Raw genomic sequence first — 17692 nt, 5'->3', positions numbered from 1 at the left:
ATGTTGCCGTTCTGGATCGCCCTGCAATTTTTGAGCAGTTTGCCGGTTCGTCTGCCGAGCATGCCGACGCCACAGGAATCGGGACGGTCGCTGCTGTTTTATCCGCTGATCGGCCTGTTGTTTGGCGGGATTTTGTGGGCGTTCAACTGGCTGTTACTCGGCACCCCGTTGTTGCTCCATGCAGCGCTGTTGCTGAGCGTTTGGGTGTTGCTCAGTGGTGCCTTGCACCTCGACGGCCTGGCCGATAGCGCCGATGCGTGGCTCGGTGGGTTCGGTGATCGCGAACGCACGTTGACGATCATGAAGGACCCGCGCAGCGGCCCGATTGCAGTCGTGACGCTGGTGCTGGTGTTGCTGCTCAAGTTCGCCGCGTTGCTGGCATTGATCGAGCAGCAACACGCCGTTGTCCTGATTATCGTTCCGATGATCGGGCGCAGCGCGATGCTGGGGTTATTCCTGACCACGCCTTATGTGCGTGCCGGCGGGTTGGGGCAAGCGCTGGCCGATCATCTGCCACGTTTGGCGGGCAAGCAGGTGTTGGCGGTCAGTGCGTTGGCGTGTGTTTTGATCGCCGGGCTCAGCGGCGTGTTGGCAGTGGCGTTGGCGGCGTTGGTGTTTGTCTGGTTGCGACAGGTGATGCTGCGCCGATTGGGCGGCACGACGGGCGATACGGCGGGGGCGTTGCTGGAAATTCTCGAAGTCGCGGTGCTGGTGGGATTGGCGATCTGCTGAACTTCCCACATCATGTCACTTGATTTAACTCAACCGCGGGTATATACACGCACCATGCTCGACTCCCAATGTTTATGCATCAACCTGCGTCGCGCCGCCCGTGGCGTCAGCAGGCACTACGACGGCGCTCTCGACGGCTTCGGGATCAACGTTGCCCAGTATTCTCTGCTGTGTAATTTGCAGCGTCTGGATAAGCCGAGTATTTCCACGTTGGCCGAGGCCATGGGGCTGGATCGCAGCACCTTGGGGCGCAATCTACGGGTGCTGGAAGGCGAAGGCCTGCTGATGCTGGTTGAGGGCGAAGACATGCGTAACCGCATCGTCATGCTCACCGAGGCCGGTGTTGAACGGCTGGCAGCGGCCTTGCCGGCCTGGGAAGCGGCGCAACAGCGGTTGATTGATCGCTTGGGTGCGGAGAAACGTGAAACCTTGCTACGACTGCTGGACGAACTGGCGTGATGCCGGTTTTTCCGATCTTAAGCGGGTATATACCCGCTACCGGAGAATAAGAATGACATCGATGTGGCGTACGTGCGGTTGGGTTCTGTTGGGGAGTGCGCTGATTCTCGCGTTGTCCTTGGGCGTACGGCACGGCTTCGGGCTGTTTCTGGCGCCGATGAGTGCCGAGTTCGGCTGGGGGCGTGAGACGTTTGCCTTCGCCATTGCCTTGCAAAACCTGATCTGGGGCCTGGCGCAGCCCTTCACTGGCGCGCTGGCCGACCGCTTTGGCGCCGCGAAAGTGGTGCTGGTCGGCGGTGTCCTGTATGCGTTGGGTCTGGTGTTCATGGGCCTGTCGGATTCGGCCGTGACTTTGTCCCTGAGTGCCGGCTTGTTGATCGGTATTGGCCTGTCGGGCACTTCGTTCTCAGTGATCCTTGGCGTGGTCGGCCGCGCGGTGCCGCCAGAGAAACGCAGCATGGGCATGGGCATTGCCAGCGCCGCCGGTTCTTTCGGCCAGTTCGCCATGGTGCCCGGTACGCTGGGGTTGATCGGCTGGCTCGGCTGGTCCGCTGCATTGCTGGTGTTGGGTCTGTTGGTGGCGCTGATCGTGCCGCTGGTGAGCATGCTCAAGGACAAGCCGCTACCGGTGTTCGGCCATGAACAAACGCTGTCCGAAGCATTGCGCGAAGCCTGTTCCCATTCGGGGTTCTGGCTGCTGGCGTTCGGCTTCTTTGTCTGCGGTTTCCAGGTGGTATTCATCGGCGTGCACTTACCAGCTTATCTGGTGGATCAGCACCTCCCGGCGACTGTCGGCACTACGGTGCTGGCGTTGATCGGGCTGTTCAATATTTTCGGTACCTACACGGCGGGCTGGCTCGGCGGGCGGATGTCCAAGCCGCGTTTGCTCACCGGCCTGTACCTGCTGCGGGCAGTGGTGATTGGGTTGTTCCTGTGGGCGCCAGTCACGACGACCACCGCGTACCTGTTCGGCATGGCAATGGGTTTCCTGTGGCTGTCGACCGTGCCCTTGACCAACGGCACCGTCGCGACCTTGTTCGGCGTGCGAAATCTGTCCATGCTCGGTGGGATTGTTTTCCTGTTTCACCAGCTCGGATCGTTCCTCGGCGGCTGGTTGGGCGGGGTGGTGTACGACCGAACCGGGAGCTATGACTTGATCTGGCAAGTAGCGATTCTCTTGAGCCTGTTCGCCGCAGCGCTGAACTGGCCGGTGCGTGAGCGGCCGGTGGCGCGTCTGCAAACACAGATGAGTGCGCTATGAACAGCCTCTGGCCGCAGATCGCTGTCGTCGCTGTCTGCGCCTTGCTGCTGGCCCTGTCGTGGTGGGGCTGGCATCAGGGCGGGCTGGCGTTGATGCAACTGGGCATGGGTGCTTGCTAGCAGGCGGTGAGGGCGAGTAACTTCGTTGTTGACGATTTCTCAAGGATGCACCGACATGCTAATGCGCTGGCTCGCAGTACCCGCGTTACTGGTAGCGTTTAGTGGATGGGCTCAAGCGGCAGAGTGCCCGGACCTTTTGCAAGGCTCGTTGCCCAAGCTGCGCGCCAAGGAATCCATCGACCTGTGCCAGCGCTTCGCCGGCAAACCGCTGGTGGTGGTCAATACCGCAAGCTTCTGTGGTTTTGCCCCGCAGTTCAAAAGCCTTGAGGCGCTGAATCAGCGTTACAAGGATCAGGGGCTGGAGGTGATCGGCGTTCCGTCCAACGACTTCAAGCAAGAGTCCAAGGATGGCGAAGAGACTGCCAAGGTCTGCTACGTGAACTACGGCGTGACGTTCACCATGACTGAACCGCAGAAAGTCCGCGGTGATGACGCGACTCACTTGTTCAAGATCATCGCCAAGCAGAGCACTGCGCCGAAGTGGAACTTCTACAAATATGTGGTCGATCGCAAGGGTAAGGTGATCGCCAATTTCTCCAGCCTGACCACGCCTGACGATCCCGAGTTCATCGAGGCGGTGGAGAAAGCCCTGGCCTCGCAACCCTGATCCACACCCGTAAAAAAGCCCCGCCTCTGTACAAGAGAGCGGGGCTTTTTTGATTCAGGCGGCGAGTGGTTCAGGCTCGCCGGGAATCATCAGAAGCGGTAGGTCGCACCGACACCGAAACCGTTCGCCGAGTTTTCATACTTGGCGCTGTAGGTCTGGCGGCCGTTGCTGTTGTTGACCTTGACCGACTCTTCGACCAGGTACGAGTACGCAACGTCGATGGTCAGGTCGTCGGTCGGGCTCCAGCCAGCGCCCAGGCTGAAAATCTTGCGATCGCCAGTCGGGATGCGTGGGGAACGGTTTTCGTTATTGGTCGGAGCCTGGTCAACCGACAAACCGGTACGCAGGACCCATTGCTTGTTCACCTTATACGAAGCACCAATGGCGTGAGCCCAGGTGTCGTGCCAGTTCTGCTCTTCGGTGATGGTACCAAACCGGCTGTTCAGTGCAGCAGGAACGCCACTGTTCTCAACGCTGATTTCTTTCAGGCGGCTCCAGCGAGTCCAGGTGCTGCCTGCGTAGAGAGTCCATTGGTCGTCCAGCTGGTGAGTAACCGAGAAGTCGACCGACTCAGGCGTGGTGATGTCCAGCGACGCGTCGTACTTCTGGCTTGGGTTCTGACCCAGGGCGCCGAGGAGGTTGTAGTTGACCTTGGTGTCACCTTCGAGCTTGTACTTCACTTTCGAGTGGTAGGTCAGGCCGACGCGAGTGCTGTCGGTGGCCTGGACCAGGATACCGACGTTATAACCCAGTGCGGTGTCATCACCCTTGATCTTGACGGTGCCGTCCGCAGCAAGCGGGTTCAGCGACACGTTCGATTCCAGCTTGCCGTCAATGCGGTTGATGGTCGGACCGAAACCGATAGACACCGTGTCGTTGAAGGCGTAGCTGACGGTTGGTTGCAGGGTGACGATTTTGACTTCGCTCTTGCTACCAAAATAACGGCCGGCAAAGCCGTTCTCGTAATCGGTCACCAGACCGAATGGCGCGTACATGCCCACACCGAATGCCCAATGCTCGTCGATTGGCTTGACGTAGTAGCCCATCGGCACGGCGATGAATGGAACCATGTCGCCGTCGTTGGTGCCACCGTTCGGACGGGAGCTGGCATCACTGATATCGGTGTGTGCGTCGAGGAATGCAGCGCCGCCGGTCACTTGTTCGCGCTTGAGACGCGACATGCCGGCAGGGTTGCCAAAAATAGTGCTTGCGTCGTCGGCAGATGAAGATCGCCCGGCAAAACCTGTACCCATCCCGCTGATGCTTTGTTCGTTGATGGCGAAGCCACTTGCAAAGATCTGGGTGGATGCCAGGGTAACGGCGACGCTAAGGGCGGTTTTGAGCATGACTTTTTTCATTATTAGAACTCCTGGTGATCACCGGGGCGAAAATTACCAACATTTTCGTCCCAGCGCTATAGGCTGTATGGCTTGATTTAGAGCGGTTTTGTAGGACAATCCGACCAAGTTCGCGGCATTTGCGCGATCTTGTGGAAATAGCGGATCAGCAGGCGACCTGATTCATCGGTGAAACACAGGTTTGCCAGGCGCAGGTGAAGTCTCTCAGGCGTCCTTGAGGCTGGAAGGTCTGGCGCCAGATGCGGGCCATTCCCAGCAGGTCGCCTGCTTCGGGGAGCGGGGTGTTCTGTTCTTCTACCAGCAGCCAAGCGATGGCAGTGGCGTAACGCAGGTTGACGGTCAATTCGAGGTGCGGACCACTCAGGAAAGCATGTTGGCTGGCCAAACCGCGAACCAGGCTTGCGCGTTCCGGGTCCAGTGCCAGGTAGTGGTCCCAAAGTGCCTGGTGGCGGGGTTCGGCGATTCGGTACAGGCCGTGCCCACGGCGGTCATGCAGGGCAGTACCCAGGGCTGACTGGCTGGCGGCGATGCCCAGCAGCAGGGATTCGGCAGTTGCGCTATGACGCCCGAGGTAAATCAACGTCGGGCGGATCACATAACGGCACAGTTCGCTGGCAGCGATACCCATAAAGCCCTCGAAACATGAAAGGGTCGGCGAGACCTGAAAGGAGCGTTGGCAGCGGGTGAATCGACTCAGGCTCGCCGGAAGCGGATCAATCCGCTTGAGTTGAAGTGTAGTGTCATATTCGCGCCGTAAAGGCCTGTTTTTACAATATTTCCGGCTTCGAGTTATAACCCTTATATCGGTTAGTGCTTAAGCGGTGACAGCGAAAAGAGAAATTTCGGGCAATAAAAAGCCCCGCTTTTTGAGCAGGGCTTTTGAGGTTTTCAGCCTTTCTGACGTGTCAGGCAACCAGTGCCTGACGGGTACGATCGATCACGGCCTGCAGCGGCTCGGCGCTGGAGTATTGATCGGGGTACAGGCGTTCGCTGTGACGAGCGATGCCGTGTTCGTTGACCAGGGTGAAGCTGAAGCAGCCTTTGCGAGCCGCCATGATCAGGCAGTTCATTGGTGCAAAAGCGTTGGTCAGGGTGCGGATGGCATCCTGGGTGTGGATTTGAGTAGACATAGTCATTGGGTGTTCCTACAAGCGACACGGATAAGAACCGTGCAAAGTTAAAACGTTCCAGTGACGTCGACCACCATTGGTCGAACGAAGAACCCGACTGGAACAAAGCAGCCAGTTTGAAGCGCTGATAAATTGGCGCGCTTGGGCTGGCAGGTAGGTACTTAGGAGGGCAGGCAACACATCAAGGGCAAAGGTTCTGGGCCCGGGGTGAAGATCCTGATCAATTTGCAGGTTGGTTCGGTCAGAGTAAGTGAGCTTCGCAACACCCTTTGCTTTCGATTCAAAGGCTGTGTTGGCGCAAGGTTTACCTGGAAACCATCGAGGTGGTCGATCCCGCTTTGTCGGTAGAGGCTTCCTAGGGGAAGGCTGACCGGGAGGATTTGTTCGACCAGAATTGACTTTCAGCTTGGTACTAACGCCGCGGATACTAACGGATTGAAAAGCTGAAGGGAAGTGAATTAGCGAAAAAAGTTCTTTTGACGCCCCTCATTCAACGTCCGGCTTGGCGCTCGGAAAGGTCATTACCCGCAGACGCGCCCTGTAATAGCACAAGTTCCGACCGTTGGTAGTCGAGATTCATTGGGTCGGCATCAGCCCGGACCGCGGGTTTGCCAAGGTTTGTCCCCACGGCTAACGACCCAATGCGCCGAAAAAGCGCATCGATATAACTGCCTCGAAGGTACTTGTGCACATAAGTCACACACGTTGTCACGACGCTGTCATCTTCCCTTCAAACGCAGTGGGTGCCTGTAACCGAAATTTAAGTCAATGAAAAACATCGCTTTTTTTTGCTGGTGAAAAAATCGTCAGTTTGACTGCGAGCCCCATTCCATAGGGCTTTGCGAGAGTTCAAAGGCGGTTGTCCACTGAGTTATCCACAGCTTCTGTGGATTGTCCCGAGCGCTTGCTCTAGGACGGGCGTGCAGGGTTTTTTAGGCTTTACCTGTAAGAAAAAAAGAGTAGAGTGGCGCGCCTTCCGACATGCCCCACAGTGCTTTATGAAGTTTCGTTCAGTATCAGTTGCTGCCGCCTCGACACCTCCCAGCGTTACTCCGCCCATACGATTTTCGATGCGTGTGGCTGAGTGGTTGCTGGACAGCCCGCGTCTGGGCGAAAACGCCCACGTCAAACATTTCGCCGGACGTTTGCTAAAGCAACCGGCCCGTGAAGGGGTCGTGTCCGCTCAAAGCCGTCTCGGTCAATTGATGTGTCGTGAATGCGGGAATGCCCGGGATCGCCGTATCGGCCAGGACCTTTTGCGTCAGGCCGCGCGGGGAGGGGATCGGCGTGCCCAGCAGGCGCTTGGTCTGATCGAAGACTGAGCTGTCCAAGACCTGACGCCTTGGTTAACCTTCAAGCTTTATTTAATTGGCAGGAGTGGCTATGGCTATGGACTTGACCAGCGCATTGCTCGGTCTGGCGGGCGCTGCGCTGCCGTTATTGGTACTGGCCTGGCAACTTCAACGCCGAGCGAGCGCCACGCAGTCAGAGGTTGCGCTGCTGGAAGAGCGTCTGGCCACGGCCCATCTGGCCCAGAACGGATTGAACGCCCAACTCGAAGCCTGTCGCGATGAAATCGGTGATCTGGGCCAGGCCAATGCCGCCAAACAAGCAGACCTGGCCGCCGTGCGCCGTGAAGTCGAACTGCTGCAGATCGAACGTGACGATGCCCGCGATGCCGCCCACGCCTGGAATCTGGAGCGCGCCGGCAAAGAGGCCGAGTTGCGCCGTCTGGACGCTCAGGCCGCCTCGCTCAACGCCGAACTGCGTGAGCAGCAAGAAAGCCATCAGCAGCGCCTCAACGACCTGCAGGGCTCGCGAGACGAACTGCGAGCACAGTTCGCGGAACTGGCCGGCAAGATCTTCGACGAGCGCGAGCAGCGCTTTGCCGAAACCAGTCAGCAACGTCTCGGACAGTTGCTCGATCCGTTGAAGGAACGCATCCAGTCCTTCGAAAAGCGCGTCGAGGAAAGCTATCAGGCTGAAGCCCGCGAACGTTTTTCCCTGGCCAAGGAACTGGAGCGGCTGCAACAGCTGAACTTGCGCCTGAGCGACGAAGCCACCAACCTGACCCGCGCCTTGAAAGGCCAGAAAACCCAAGGCAACTGGGGTGAGCTGATTCTTGAGCGGGTGCTTGAACACGCGGGCCTGGAAAAGGGGCGCGAGTATCAGACCCAGGTCAACCTCAAAGGCCCTGACGGTGAGCGTTTCCAGCCGGACGTGATCATTTATCTGCCGGGCGACAAGCAGGTGGTGGTCGACTCCAAAGTCAGCCTCACGGCCTATCAGCAATACGTCGCGGCCGAAGACGATGCCATTGGCGAGATCGCGATCAAGCAGCATGTGCTGTCCCTGCGTAATCACGTCAAAGGGCTGGCCGGCAAGGATTACAAGCGTCTCGATGGCTTGCACAGCCTGGATTTCGTCCTGCTCTTCGTACCGATCGAAGCGGCGTTTTCCGCCGCACTGCAGGCTGAGCCAACGCTGTTTCAGGAGGCCTTCGACCGCAACATCGTGATTGTCAGCCCGACCACTTTGCTGGCAACCCTGCGCGTCATCGACAGCCTGTGGAAGCAGGAGCGCCAAAGCCAGAACGCCCGGGAAATCGCCGAGCGGGCCGGGTGGCTGTACGACAAGTTCGTGTTGTTCATCCAGGATCTGGATGAAGTCGGCAATCGCTTACAGCAACTGGATAAGGCCTACAGCTCTGCGCGCAATAAGCTGACGGAAGGCCGCGGCAATCTGGTCAGCCGTAGCGAGCAGCTCAAGTTGCTGGGCGCGCGGGCGAGCAAGAGCCTGCCGGCAGACTTGCTGGAGCGGGCGATGACCGATGTGGATGGCTTGGCCGAGTTGCCGGAGTAACCGAAAAGCATCGTCGGAGCAAGCTCGCGATGGCGTCAGTCGCGCCACCACGAGCCTCAAACCTGCCGCGCTACAACGGCAAATGCCGACTCAGCAACGCCCGCAACGCCGCCGGTTTTACCGGTTTTGCCAGGTAATCCAGCCCCGCCGCATGCACCTGGGCCACCATCTCCGGTCGCCCATCGGCGCTGATCACTACCCCTGGCACCGGCTCACCCAGTTGGGTGCGCAACCACGCCATCAACTCGGTTCCGGTCTCGCCATGGTCCAGGTGGTAATCCACCAGCGCCAATTGCGGTCGCATTCCTTCACTGAGCAGCGCCGCGCATTCATCGCGGTTACGAGCCGTCCAGACCTGACAACCCCAGCGGGTGAGCAGGCTGTTCATGCCGATCAGGATGCTGTCTTCGTTATCGATGCACAGCACCTGCGCGCCGCTCAACAATTTGCCGTTGAGTTCGGCGGTTTTGGTCGGCAGGGCGGTTTGAGCACTAGCCAACGGCACACTGACGCTGAACACGCTGCCGCGCCCCGGCCAGGAGCGTACGCGCAAGGTATGACCCAGTACGCGACACAGTCCGTCAGCAATGGCCAGCCCCAGCCCCAGGCCTTTTTCAGCACGGGTCTGGTGGCTGTCGAGGCGTTTGAATTCTTCGAAAATGACCAGCTGTTTATCCTCTGGAATGCCCGGACCACGGTCCCAGACCTCCAGGCACAGCTCGCCCTTGCGTCGGCGAACGCCCAGCAGCACCGGGCCTTTGGCGTAGCGGAAGGCATTGGTCAGGAAATTCTGCAAGATTCGTCGCAACAGTTTGATGTCGCTGTCGATTCGCAACGTACTGCCCCTGACACGGAATTTCAGCCCCTGGCCTCTGGCCAGCGCCTTGAACTCGGCACCGAGGATGTCGAACAGTTCGTTGAGCACAAAAGGCTTGGGATCAGGGTTGATCATGCCGTTTTCCAGCCGGGAAATGTCCAGCAAGTCGCTGATCAGGTCCTCGGCCGAGCGCAGTGAACTGTCCAGGTGATGGACCAGTTTCTGCGCCTCGCCGGATAAGCCGTCGTCTTGGTGGGAAAGGGCGGCGGAGAACAGTCGCGCGGCGTTCAACGGTTGCATCAAGTCATGGCTGACCGCCGCGAGGAAACGGGTTTTCGACTGGTTGGCCGACTCCGCGGTGCCTTTGGCGTCGGTCAGGGCCACGTTGAGTTGCGACAATTCGTGGGTCCGCTCGGTAACCCGTCGCTCCAGACCTTCGTTGGCCTCGGTCAGCGCCTGCTCCGACTCGCGGAACGCGGTGATGTCGGTGAAACTCATGACGAAACCGCCGCCCGGCATCGGGTTGCCGATCAGCTCGATCACACGGCCATTGGGGAAAAGTCTTTCAGAGGTATGGGCGCGGCCCTGACGCATCCAGTGCAAGCGGCGGGCGACGTGCACTTCGGCTTCGCCGGGGCCGCACAGGCCGCGCTCGGCGTTGTAGCGAATGATGTCGGCAATCGGTCGGCCAAGCCTGATCAGCCCATCAGGGTAATTGAACAACTCCAGATAGCGCCGGTTCCAGGCCACCAGTTTCAGCGATTGGTCGACCACGCTGATGCCCTGGGTGATGTTCTCGATCGCGCCTTGCAGCAGCGCGCGGTTGAATTGCAACACCTCCGAGGCTTCATCGGCGATACGAACGACGTCCTCAAGTTGCATCTCCCGACCTTCGATGGCGGCTTTTACCACCGCCCGGGTCGAAGAAGCGCCGAGCACACCGGCCAGCAAGCGTTCGGTATGGGCGATCCATTCACCGTCGGCGTTCTGGTTCGGGTTGAAGCCTTTACCTTGGCGGTAGGCGAAGCGGATAAAACTCTGACGGGCGCGTTCTTCGCCGACGAAGCGCGCCGCCAGCTGCAACAAATCGTCGATCTGCACCGACAGCATCGAACGGGCGCTGGGGCGGGCACTGATTTCCTGACCGATGAAGCGACCCGCCTGCCAGTGTTCCGAAACCCTGGTACGTGACAGCACCGATACCCAGGCGAACAGCGTGAAGTTGGCCGCAAGCGACAACACCACGCCTTGTGTCAGCGGGGTGAGTGGCAGTTTCAGCGGGTTGCTGTGCAACCAGGCCAGCCCTGGGAAACTGCTCAGGGATAAGCCGAGGCTGTGGGCTGCGATCGGCAGAATCAGTGTGTAGAACCAGAGGAATGTCCCGGCGGCGAGGCCGGCGAATACACCGCGACGATTGGCCTGTTTCCAGTACAGCGCGCCGAGCATGGCCGGGGCCAGTTGGGTCACGGCGGCGAAGGCGATCTGGCCGATGGTGGCCAGGCTCGCCGTCGAGCCGAGCAGGCGATAACTGACGTAGGCCAGCAGCAGAATCACCACGATGCTCACTCGGCGCACCGAGAGCATCCACTGGCGGAACACTTCGAACGGTCGCTCGGCGTTGTTGCGCCGCAGCAACCATGGCAACAGCATGTCGTTGGAGACCATGGTCGACAGCGCCACGCTGGCGACAATCACCATGCCGGTCGCCGCCGAGGCACCGCCGATAAACGCCAGCATCGCCAGGGCAGGGTGGGATTGAGCCAGCGGCAGGCTAATGACAAAAGAATCCGGCAATACCGAGCTCGGCAGCAGCATCTGGCCGGCGAGGGCGATGGGAACGACGAACAGCGCCGCCAGCGCCAGATAGGCTGGAAACACCCATTTGGCCAAGCGCAGATCCTGAGGGTCGATGTTTTCCACCACGGTCACGTGAAACTGCCGGGGCAAGCAGATGATGGCCATCATCGCCACGCCGGTCTGCACCACCATCGACGGCCAATTAATGGTTTCTTTCCAGTATTCCTCCAGACGCGGTGCGAGCATGGCCTGGTTGAACAGGTCGTCGAAACCGTCGTACAGGCCGTAGGTCACAAACGCGCCGACGGCGAGAAAAGCGAACAGCTTGACCAGCGATTCGAACGCAATCGCCAGCACCATGCCGCGGTGGTGTTCAGTGGCGTCGAGGTTGCGGGTACCGAAGACGATGGTGAACAGCGCCAGCACCAGCGACACGATCAACGCCGTGTCCTGGGCGCGAGTGCCCATGGCGTCGGCACCGGCGCCGATCAGCAAGTTCACCCCGAGCACGATGCCCTTGAGTTGCAACGCGATGTAGGGCAACACGCCGACCAGGCAGATCAGCGCCACCACCACCGCCAGCGACTGGGATTTGCCATAGCGGGCGGCGATGAAGTCGGCAATGGAGGTGATGTTCTCCTGCTTGCTGATCATCACCATTTTTTGCAGGACCCATGGCGCGCACACCAGCAGCAGAATCGGCCCGAGGTAGATCGGCAGGAAGGACCAGAGCTGTTCGGCGGCCTGGCCCACGGCGCCAAAGAAGGTCCAACTGGTGCAATAGACGGCCAGCGACAGGCTGTACACCCAGGCGCGCACCCGCGGCGGCAACGGCGTGCTGCGACGATCGCCGTAGAAGGCGATGGCGAACAAGATGGCCATATAGGCCAGGGCGACGGCGGCGATCAGCCCGCTGGACAGCGACATGGGAACTCCAGACAAAAGACACCCGGGACTCCCGCCCGGACAGACAGTCTCGCACGATGTCAGGGGTTAGTCAGTGTCGACCAAGGTCGCGGCCCGGCTGGGTGTCGCAGGTGAGCTATAGGTCGTTTGTGCGGACGCTTTCGCGGGCAAGCCTCGCTCCTACAAGAGCGCCGTACCCTGTGGGAGCGTGGCTTGCCCGCGAAGGCGGCCTCACTGATTCAACGCAATCGCGATCAGCCGATGCAACTCCTCAACCTCCAGCGGCGCCGCCGAAAACAGGATACGAAACACCGTCGGCGCCGCCACCATGTTAATCAGCCGATCAACGTTGGGCTTTGGCTGTCCGGGGTAACGATCCAGTATCGTCTGCAACTGCCCGCCAATGATCGTCGCGCAATAGACCGGTGTGGTGCTGCATTGCACGTCGCGCAACATGTTGCGGCCGGGCTCGGAAGTCATCTCGTCCAGATACTGCTCCGCCCAGGCGCGCACGTCACCGCGCAGGCTGCCGGTATCGGCCGGCTCGCTCTCGGGGCGCATGCGGGCGAGGGCAACATCCGCCAACAACACCGACAGATCGCCCCAGCGCCGGTAGATGGTCGACGGCGTGACGCCGGCGCGCGCGGCGATTTGCGGGACGGTCACGGTGGCACGGTCCTGTTCTTCGAGAAGATCGCGGACCGCAGAATGAACCGACTCTTGCACCCGGGCGCTTCTACCGCCCGGGCGTAATCCTTCTTTAATAGCCATGCATCGGACCTTAACACAAAGAATTTGCTTTAAGCGCTGGCCAGTCGCACACTCCGCAAAAGCAAAAAGTTAGCTTTTGCGGAGTATGCCCATGATCAGTTCAACTTCCAATCGTTCAAGCCTGTGGTTCCTGGCGTTCACCTTACTCAGTTTTCTCGCCGCGTCCACGGCGCCGACGCCGTTGTATCACTTGTACCAGGAACACCTGCAGTTTTCGGCAGCGACCCTGACTCTGATTTTCGGTGTGTACGCCATTAGCTTGCTGGTGGCATTGCTCACGGTCGGTTCGCTCTCGGATTATCTGGGACGCAAACCGGTGATTTTTACCGCTGTGATGTTGAACATGCTGGCGATGCTGCTGTTTATCAAGGCAGACAGTGTCGCCTGGTTGATCAGTGCACGAGTGCTTCAGGGTTTTGCCACGGGGATGGCCACTGCCGTATTGAGTGCGGCGCTGCTGGACACCGATCGCCAGCAAGGGCCGCTGGTCAACAGTGTTGCGCCGTTGCTGGGCATGGCGGCGGGTGCCATGGGGTGCGGCTTGTTGGCCGAGTTTGCACCGCTGCCGTTGCAGTTGACCTATTGGGTGTTGTTCGCACTGTTTGTGATGCAGGCACTGTACGTCTGGCGCTTGCCGGAAAGCGTCAGTCGGCAACCGGGAGCCTGGGCCTCGCTGCGCCCGACATTGCATGTGCCGATCCAGGCGCGGCGCGTGTTGTGGCTGGTGCTGCCGATCAACATCGCGGTGTGGGCGCTCGGTGGTTTTTACGCTTCTTTGGCACCGTCTCTGGTGCGCACGGCCACCGGATCGACCTCAAATCTGATTGGCGGTGCGACGGTGGCCGTGTTGACAGTAACCGGCGCGTTGATGATCTACGCCCTGCGCAATCAGCCGGCCGACAAGGTCTTGCGATTGGGCGGCAGTCTGCTGCCTGTCGGCATCGCGCTGATTCTGATAGCGGTGCACAGCGCCAGCCTGACGCTGTTTTTCGTCGGGACGCTGGTCGCCGGCTGCGGTTTCGGCGCTGGTTTCCTCGGTGCGTTGCGCAGTGTCGTGCCGCTGGCCTTGCCCCATGAACGGGCAGGGTTGATGTCGGCTTTCTATGTGCTCAGTTATCTGGCGTTCTGCTTGCCGTCGTTGTTGGCCGGGAACTTGACCCGGACCTTTGGACTGGTGGCCACCACCGATGGTTACGGTGCGGTGCTGATTATTCTCTCGGTCGGCGCTCAGCTCGCGTTGATGCGTCAGCGGTCCATGAAAGTCTGTGGCGTCGATGTGCGATGACCGCTAGCCTTGGCGCCGCCATTCAATTCGACGGACCGACGCATGAAAATCATCCGCAGCAACGCCTTCACCGCTGACCGTGCCTGGGGCGCTTTGGATATCGCCAACATGAACGGCATCACCACGCGTTTGCACTGGACCGATCAACCCTATAAATGGCACGTCAATGATGGGCAAGAAGTGTTCGTGGTGCTGGATGGCGTCGTGCAGATGCGTTATCGCGAAGACGGTCAGGAAAAACAGGTGGTATTGGGCGTAGGCGATATCTTTTATGCCGACGTCGGCACCGAACACGTTGCCCATCCGCAGGGCGTGGCGAGAATCCTGGTGATCGAGACTGAAGGCAGCGTCTGACGCTATATCTGCAAAACAGATAACAGTTAGAGATATTACCCGTTATATCGATATTCGATTCAGATCTACCATGGGCTCCACCTCAACAGAGGACAGGAGTTCCCCATGACATGCCCCAACACCGCCCCAGCCGGTTTCAAACCTTTCAGTCATTTGCAGCACCCGCGCGAAGTCATCCGCCAGTTCACGCCGAACTGGTTCGCCGCCACCATGGGCACCGGCGTGCTGGCGTTGGCGCTGGCGCAGCTGCCTACTGTCAATCCCGGTTTGCACGCGATTGCCGAAGCTCTTTGGCTGTTTAATATCGTGCTGTTCGTTTTGTTTACGGCGGTATACGCGGCGCGTTGGGTGCTGTTTTTTGATGAGGCGCGGCGGATTTTCGGCCACTCCACGGTGTCGATGTTTTTTGGCACCATCCCTATGGGCCTGGCGACCATCATCAATGGCTTTCTGTTGTTCGGTTTGCCGCGTTGGGGCGAGGGCGTGATTCATGTCGCCGAGGTGCTGTGGTGGCTGGATGTGGCGATGTCGCTGGCGTGCGGCGTGCTGATTCCCTACCTGATGTTCACCCGTCAGGAACACAGCATCGACCAGATGACTGCCGTCTGGCTGTTGCCAGTGGTGGCGGCGGAAGTGGCGGCCGCCAGCGGTGGTTTGTTGGCGCCGCACCTGGCGGATGCCCATTCGCAACGGGTGGTGCTGGTGACGAGCTACGTGCTTTGGGCATTTTCCTTACCGGTGGCGTTCAGCATTCTGACCATTCTGTTGCTGCGCATGGCGCTGCATAAATTGCCCCACGAAAACATGGCCGCCTCCAGCTGGCTGGCGCTGGGCCCGATCGGCACTGGAGCGTTGGGCATGTTGTTGCTGGGTGCCGACGCACCAGCAATCTTTGCGGCCAACGGTCTGCCGGGCATCGGTGAAATCGCCGCAGGGCTGGGGTTGGTGGCCGGGATCACCCTGTGGGGCTTTGGTCTGTGGTGGATGCTGATCGCGATGCTCATCACCCTGCGTTACCTGCGCGTCGGTATTCCTTTCAATCTCGGCTGGTGGGGCTTCACCTTCCCGTTGGGTGTTTATTCTCTGGCGACGTTGAAACTGGCCAGCACCTTGAACCTGACGTTTTTCAGTGTCTTCGGCTGTGTGCTGGTGGTGTTGCTGGCAGTGATGTGGCTGATCGTCGCCAAACGGACGGTGCAGGGCGCGTGGCGGGGCGAGCTATTTGTCTCGCCGTGCATAGCCGGATTGAAGAAATAACCGGCGAAGATAGGTAATGTGTGGCCTGGATCGTCGTTCGATATTCCAATAACGGTATCCACGCCACTCTCTACCCAACATCAGGGACACATGGAAGATGAGTCACCCCTCACAGTTCACCTTGCTTCGCACCCGGCGCTTCCTGCCATTTTTCGTCACGCAGTCGCTCGGGGCGTTCAACGACAACATCTTCAAGCAGTCGCTGATCCTCGCCATTTTGTACAAGCTGACTATCGAGGGTGATCGCTCGATTTGGGTCAACCTGTGTGCGCTGCTGTTCATCCTGCCGTTTTTTCTGTTCTCGGCGCTGGCCGGGCAGTTCGGTGAAAAGTTCGCCAAGGACGCGTTGATCCGTCTGATCAAGCTCGGGGAAATCGCCATCATGGCGGTCGGCGCAGTCGGTTTCATGTTCGATCACCTGTCGCTGATGCTGGTGGCGCTGTTTGCCATGGGCACTCACTCAGCGCTGTTCGGGCCAGTGAAATACTCGATCCTGCCGCAGGCCTTGCGTGACGAAGAGCTGGTGGGTGGCAACGGCCTTGTGGAAATGGGCACCTTCCTGGCGATCCTCGCCGGGACCATCGGCGCCGGGATCATGATGTCGTCCAGTTATTACGCGCCAATCGTCTCCACCGCGATCATCGGTATTGCGGTGCTCGGTTATCTGGCCAGTCGCAGCATTCCACGGGCGGCGGCCGCCTCACCTGAAATGCGTCTGAACTGGAACATTTTCAGCCAGTCCTGGGCCACGTTGAAACTGGGCTTGGGGCAGACCCCAGCGGTGTCGCGTTCGATTGTCGGCAACTCGTGGTTCTGGTTTGTCGGGGCGGTTTATCTGACGCAGATCCCGGCCTATGCCAAGGAGTGGATGCACGGCGACGAAACCGTGGTGACGCTGATTCTTACCGTGTTCTCGGTCGGTATCGCACTCGGTTCGATGCTCTGCGAAAAACTGTCCGGACGCAAAGTCGAGATCGGACTGGTGCCGTTCGGCTCATTCGGTCTGACCGTGTTTGGTTTGCTGCTGTGGTGGCATTCCGGTGGAATTCCGGACAGCGTTACCGGCCATGGCTGGATCGAAGTCCTGGGTTTTGGCCAGGCCTGGCTGGTGTTGATCGACATTCTGGGGCTTGGCGTGTTCGGCGGATTCTACATCGTGCCGCTGTACGCGCTGATTCAGTCACGTACCCCCGAGAACGAGCGGGCGCGGGTGATTGCCGCCAACAATATTCTCAACGCGCTGTTCATGGTGATCTCGGCGATTGTCTCGATCGTCTTGCTGAGCATGGTCAAGCTGTCGATCCCGCAGTTGTTCCTGGTGGTGTCGCTGCTGAACATCGGCGTCAACGCCTACATCTTCAGCATTGTCCCTGAGTTCAGCATGCGCTTCATGATCTGGCTGCTCAGCCATTCCATGTACCGCGTGGAGCATCGCAATCTGCAGCTGATTCCCGATGAAGGCGCGGCGTTGCTGGTGTGCAATCACGTGTCCTTCGTCGATGCCTTGCTGATTGGCGGCGCGGTGCGTCGGCCGATTCGCTTTGTGATGTATTACAAGATCTACAACTTGCCGGTGCTCAATTTTATCTTCCGCACGGCCGGGACCATTCCGATCGCGGGGCGTCAGGAAGACATTCAGATCTACGAAAAAGCGTTCACGCGCATTGCTCAGTATCTGAAGGACGGCGAGTTGGTGTGCATCTTCCCTGAGGGCAAATTGACCGCCGATGGCGAGATCAACGAGTTCAAGGGCGGGCTGAGGCGGATTCTCGAACAGACGCCGGTGCCGGTGATTCCATTGGCACTGCAGGGTTTGTGGGGGAGTTTCTTCAGCCGCGACCCGCAAAAGGGTGTGTTTCGCCGGTTGTGGTCGCGGGTGACGCTGGTGGCAGGGCCTGCGGTGTCGGTTGAAGCGGCAGAACCCTCCCGGTTGCAAGGGTTGGTGGGGGATTTGCGCGGTACTGTTCGCTAATACCT

General features: G+C 59.4%; 16 protein-coding genes. 11 read left to right on the top strand and 5 right to left on the bottom strand.

Annotated features, from left to right (window positions below):
- Genes ACYZT3_RS19855 through ACYZT3_RS19835 form a run of 5 tightly spaced genes read left to right on the top strand, consistent with a single transcriptional unit; the run spans position 1 to position 3178 of the window.
- Positions 1 to 732 carry an adenosylcobinamide-GDP ribazoletransferase gene (locus ACYZT3_RS19855; protein ID WP_462030542.1) on the top strand — a complete coding sequence of 244 codons (732 nt, stop codon included), beginning with the start codon at positions 1 to 3 and terminating at the stop codon, positions 730 to 732.
- 54 nt (positions 733 to 786) lie between these two features.
- Positions 787 to 1191, top strand: a complete 405-nt coding sequence (locus ACYZT3_RS19850) for a MarR family winged helix-turn-helix transcriptional regulator (protein ID WP_282377585.1) — start codon at positions 787 to 789, stop codon at positions 1189 to 1191.
- Between the two features lie 52 nt (positions 1192 to 1243).
- Positions 1244 to 2452, top strand: a complete 1209-nt coding sequence (locus ACYZT3_RS19845; protein ID WP_462030541.1) for an MFS transporter — start codon at positions 1244 to 1246, stop codon at positions 2450 to 2452.
- Positions 2449 to 2571: a hypothetical protein gene (locus tag ACYZT3_RS19840; protein ID WP_282377587.1), complete on the top strand. Its 123-nt coding sequence runs from the start codon at positions 2449 to 2451 to the stop codon at positions 2569 to 2571. Before ACYZT3_RS19845 ends, ACYZT3_RS19840 begins: the two co-directional genes overlap by 4 nt.
- 55 nt (positions 2572 to 2626) lie before the next feature.
- Entirely contained in the window at positions 2627 to 3178 is a 552-nt protein-coding gene (locus ACYZT3_RS19835) for a glutathione peroxidase (RefSeq protein ID WP_282377588.1), read from the top strand.
- Positions 3179 to 3267: 89 nt separating this feature from the next.
- On the opposite strand, the gene ACYZT3_RS19830 is transcribed toward ACYZT3_RS19835, so the two are convergent.
- The 3 genes from ACYZT3_RS19830 to ACYZT3_RS19820 all read right to left on the bottom strand — a co-directional run bounded on the left by ACYZT3_RS19830 (position 3268) and on the right by ACYZT3_RS19820 (position 5666).
- Entirely contained in the window at positions 3268 to 4536 is a 1269-nt protein-coding gene (locus ACYZT3_RS19830) for an OmpP1/FadL family transporter (RefSeq protein ID WP_282377589.1), read from the bottom strand.
- 145 nt (positions 4537 to 4681) lie between these two features.
- Positions 4682 to 5164, bottom strand: coding sequence for a hypothetical protein (locus ACYZT3_RS19825; protein ID WP_282377590.1), 483 nt, complete (start codon positions 5162 to 5164; stop codon positions 4682 to 4684).
- A 277-nt stretch (positions 5165 to 5441) separates the two neighbouring features.
- Positions 5442 to 5666, bottom strand: coding sequence for a hypothetical protein (locus ACYZT3_RS19820; protein WP_003214941.1), 225 nt, complete (start codon positions 5664 to 5666; stop codon positions 5442 to 5444).
- A 998-nt stretch (positions 5667 to 6664) separates the two neighbouring features.
- Here ACYZT3_RS19820 and ACYZT3_RS19815 point away from each other — a divergent pair.
- Entirely contained in the window at positions 6665 to 6988 is a 324-nt protein-coding gene (locus ACYZT3_RS19815; RefSeq protein WP_282377591.1) for an SEL1-like repeat protein, read from the top strand.
- Between the two features lie 175 nt (positions 6989 to 7163).
- Complete coding sequence (locus ACYZT3_RS19810) at positions 7164 to 8528, top strand: DNA recombination protein RmuC (RefSeq protein WP_282377610.1); 1365 nt, start codon at positions 7164 to 7166, stop codon at positions 8526 to 8528.
- A gap of 70 nt (positions 8529 to 8598) precedes the next feature.
- Here the strand turns inward: ACYZT3_RS19810 and ACYZT3_RS19805 are convergent, their stop codons facing one another.
- Both ACYZT3_RS19805 and ACYZT3_RS19800 read right to left on the bottom strand, forming a co-directional pair.
- Positions 8599 to 12069: a hybrid sensor histidine kinase/response regulator gene (locus ACYZT3_RS19805; RefSeq protein WP_462030540.1), complete on the bottom strand. Its 3471-nt coding sequence runs from the start codon at positions 12067 to 12069 to the stop codon at positions 8599 to 8601.
- 210 nt (positions 12070 to 12279) lie between these two features.
- Positions 12280 to 12819 (bottom strand): TetR/AcrR family transcriptional regulator, encoded by a 540-nt coding sequence (locus ACYZT3_RS19800; protein WP_282377593.1) that lies wholly within the window; start codon positions 12817 to 12819, stop codon positions 12280 to 12282.
- 91 nt (positions 12820 to 12910) lie between these two features.
- Here ACYZT3_RS19800 and ACYZT3_RS19795 point away from each other — a divergent pair, with 91 nt between their 5' ends.
- From ACYZT3_RS19795 to ACYZT3_RS19780, 4 genes are all read left to right on the top strand, one after another.
- On the top strand, positions 12911 to 14104 hold the full coding sequence (locus tag ACYZT3_RS19795; protein ID WP_282377594.1) for an MFS transporter: 1194 nt from the start codon (positions 12911 to 12913) through the stop codon (positions 14102 to 14104).
- Between the two features lie 42 nt (positions 14105 to 14146).
- Positions 14147 to 14458, top strand: coding sequence for a cupin domain-containing protein (locus tag ACYZT3_RS19790; protein WP_282377595.1), 312 nt, complete (start codon positions 14147 to 14149; stop codon positions 14456 to 14458).
- A 105-nt stretch (positions 14459 to 14563) separates the two neighbouring features.
- Positions 14564 to 15715 (top strand): TDT family transporter, encoded by a 1152-nt coding sequence (locus ACYZT3_RS19785; protein ID WP_462030539.1) that lies wholly within the window; start codon positions 14564 to 14566, stop codon positions 15713 to 15715.
- Positions 15716 to 15812: 97 nt separating this feature from the next.
- Positions 15813 to 17687 carry an MFS transporter gene (locus tag ACYZT3_RS19780; protein WP_462030538.1) on the top strand — a complete coding sequence of 625 codons (1875 nt, stop codon included), beginning with the start codon at positions 15813 to 15815 and terminating at the stop codon, positions 17685 to 17687.
- The last annotated feature ends 5 nt before the right edge of the window (positions 17688 to 17692 follow it).

The organism is Pseudomonas sp. MDT1-16 (genome assembly GCF_054898115.1).
Note: the sequence above shows the minus strand (reverse complement) of the source record. Positions and strands in the feature narration are given on the sequence as shown.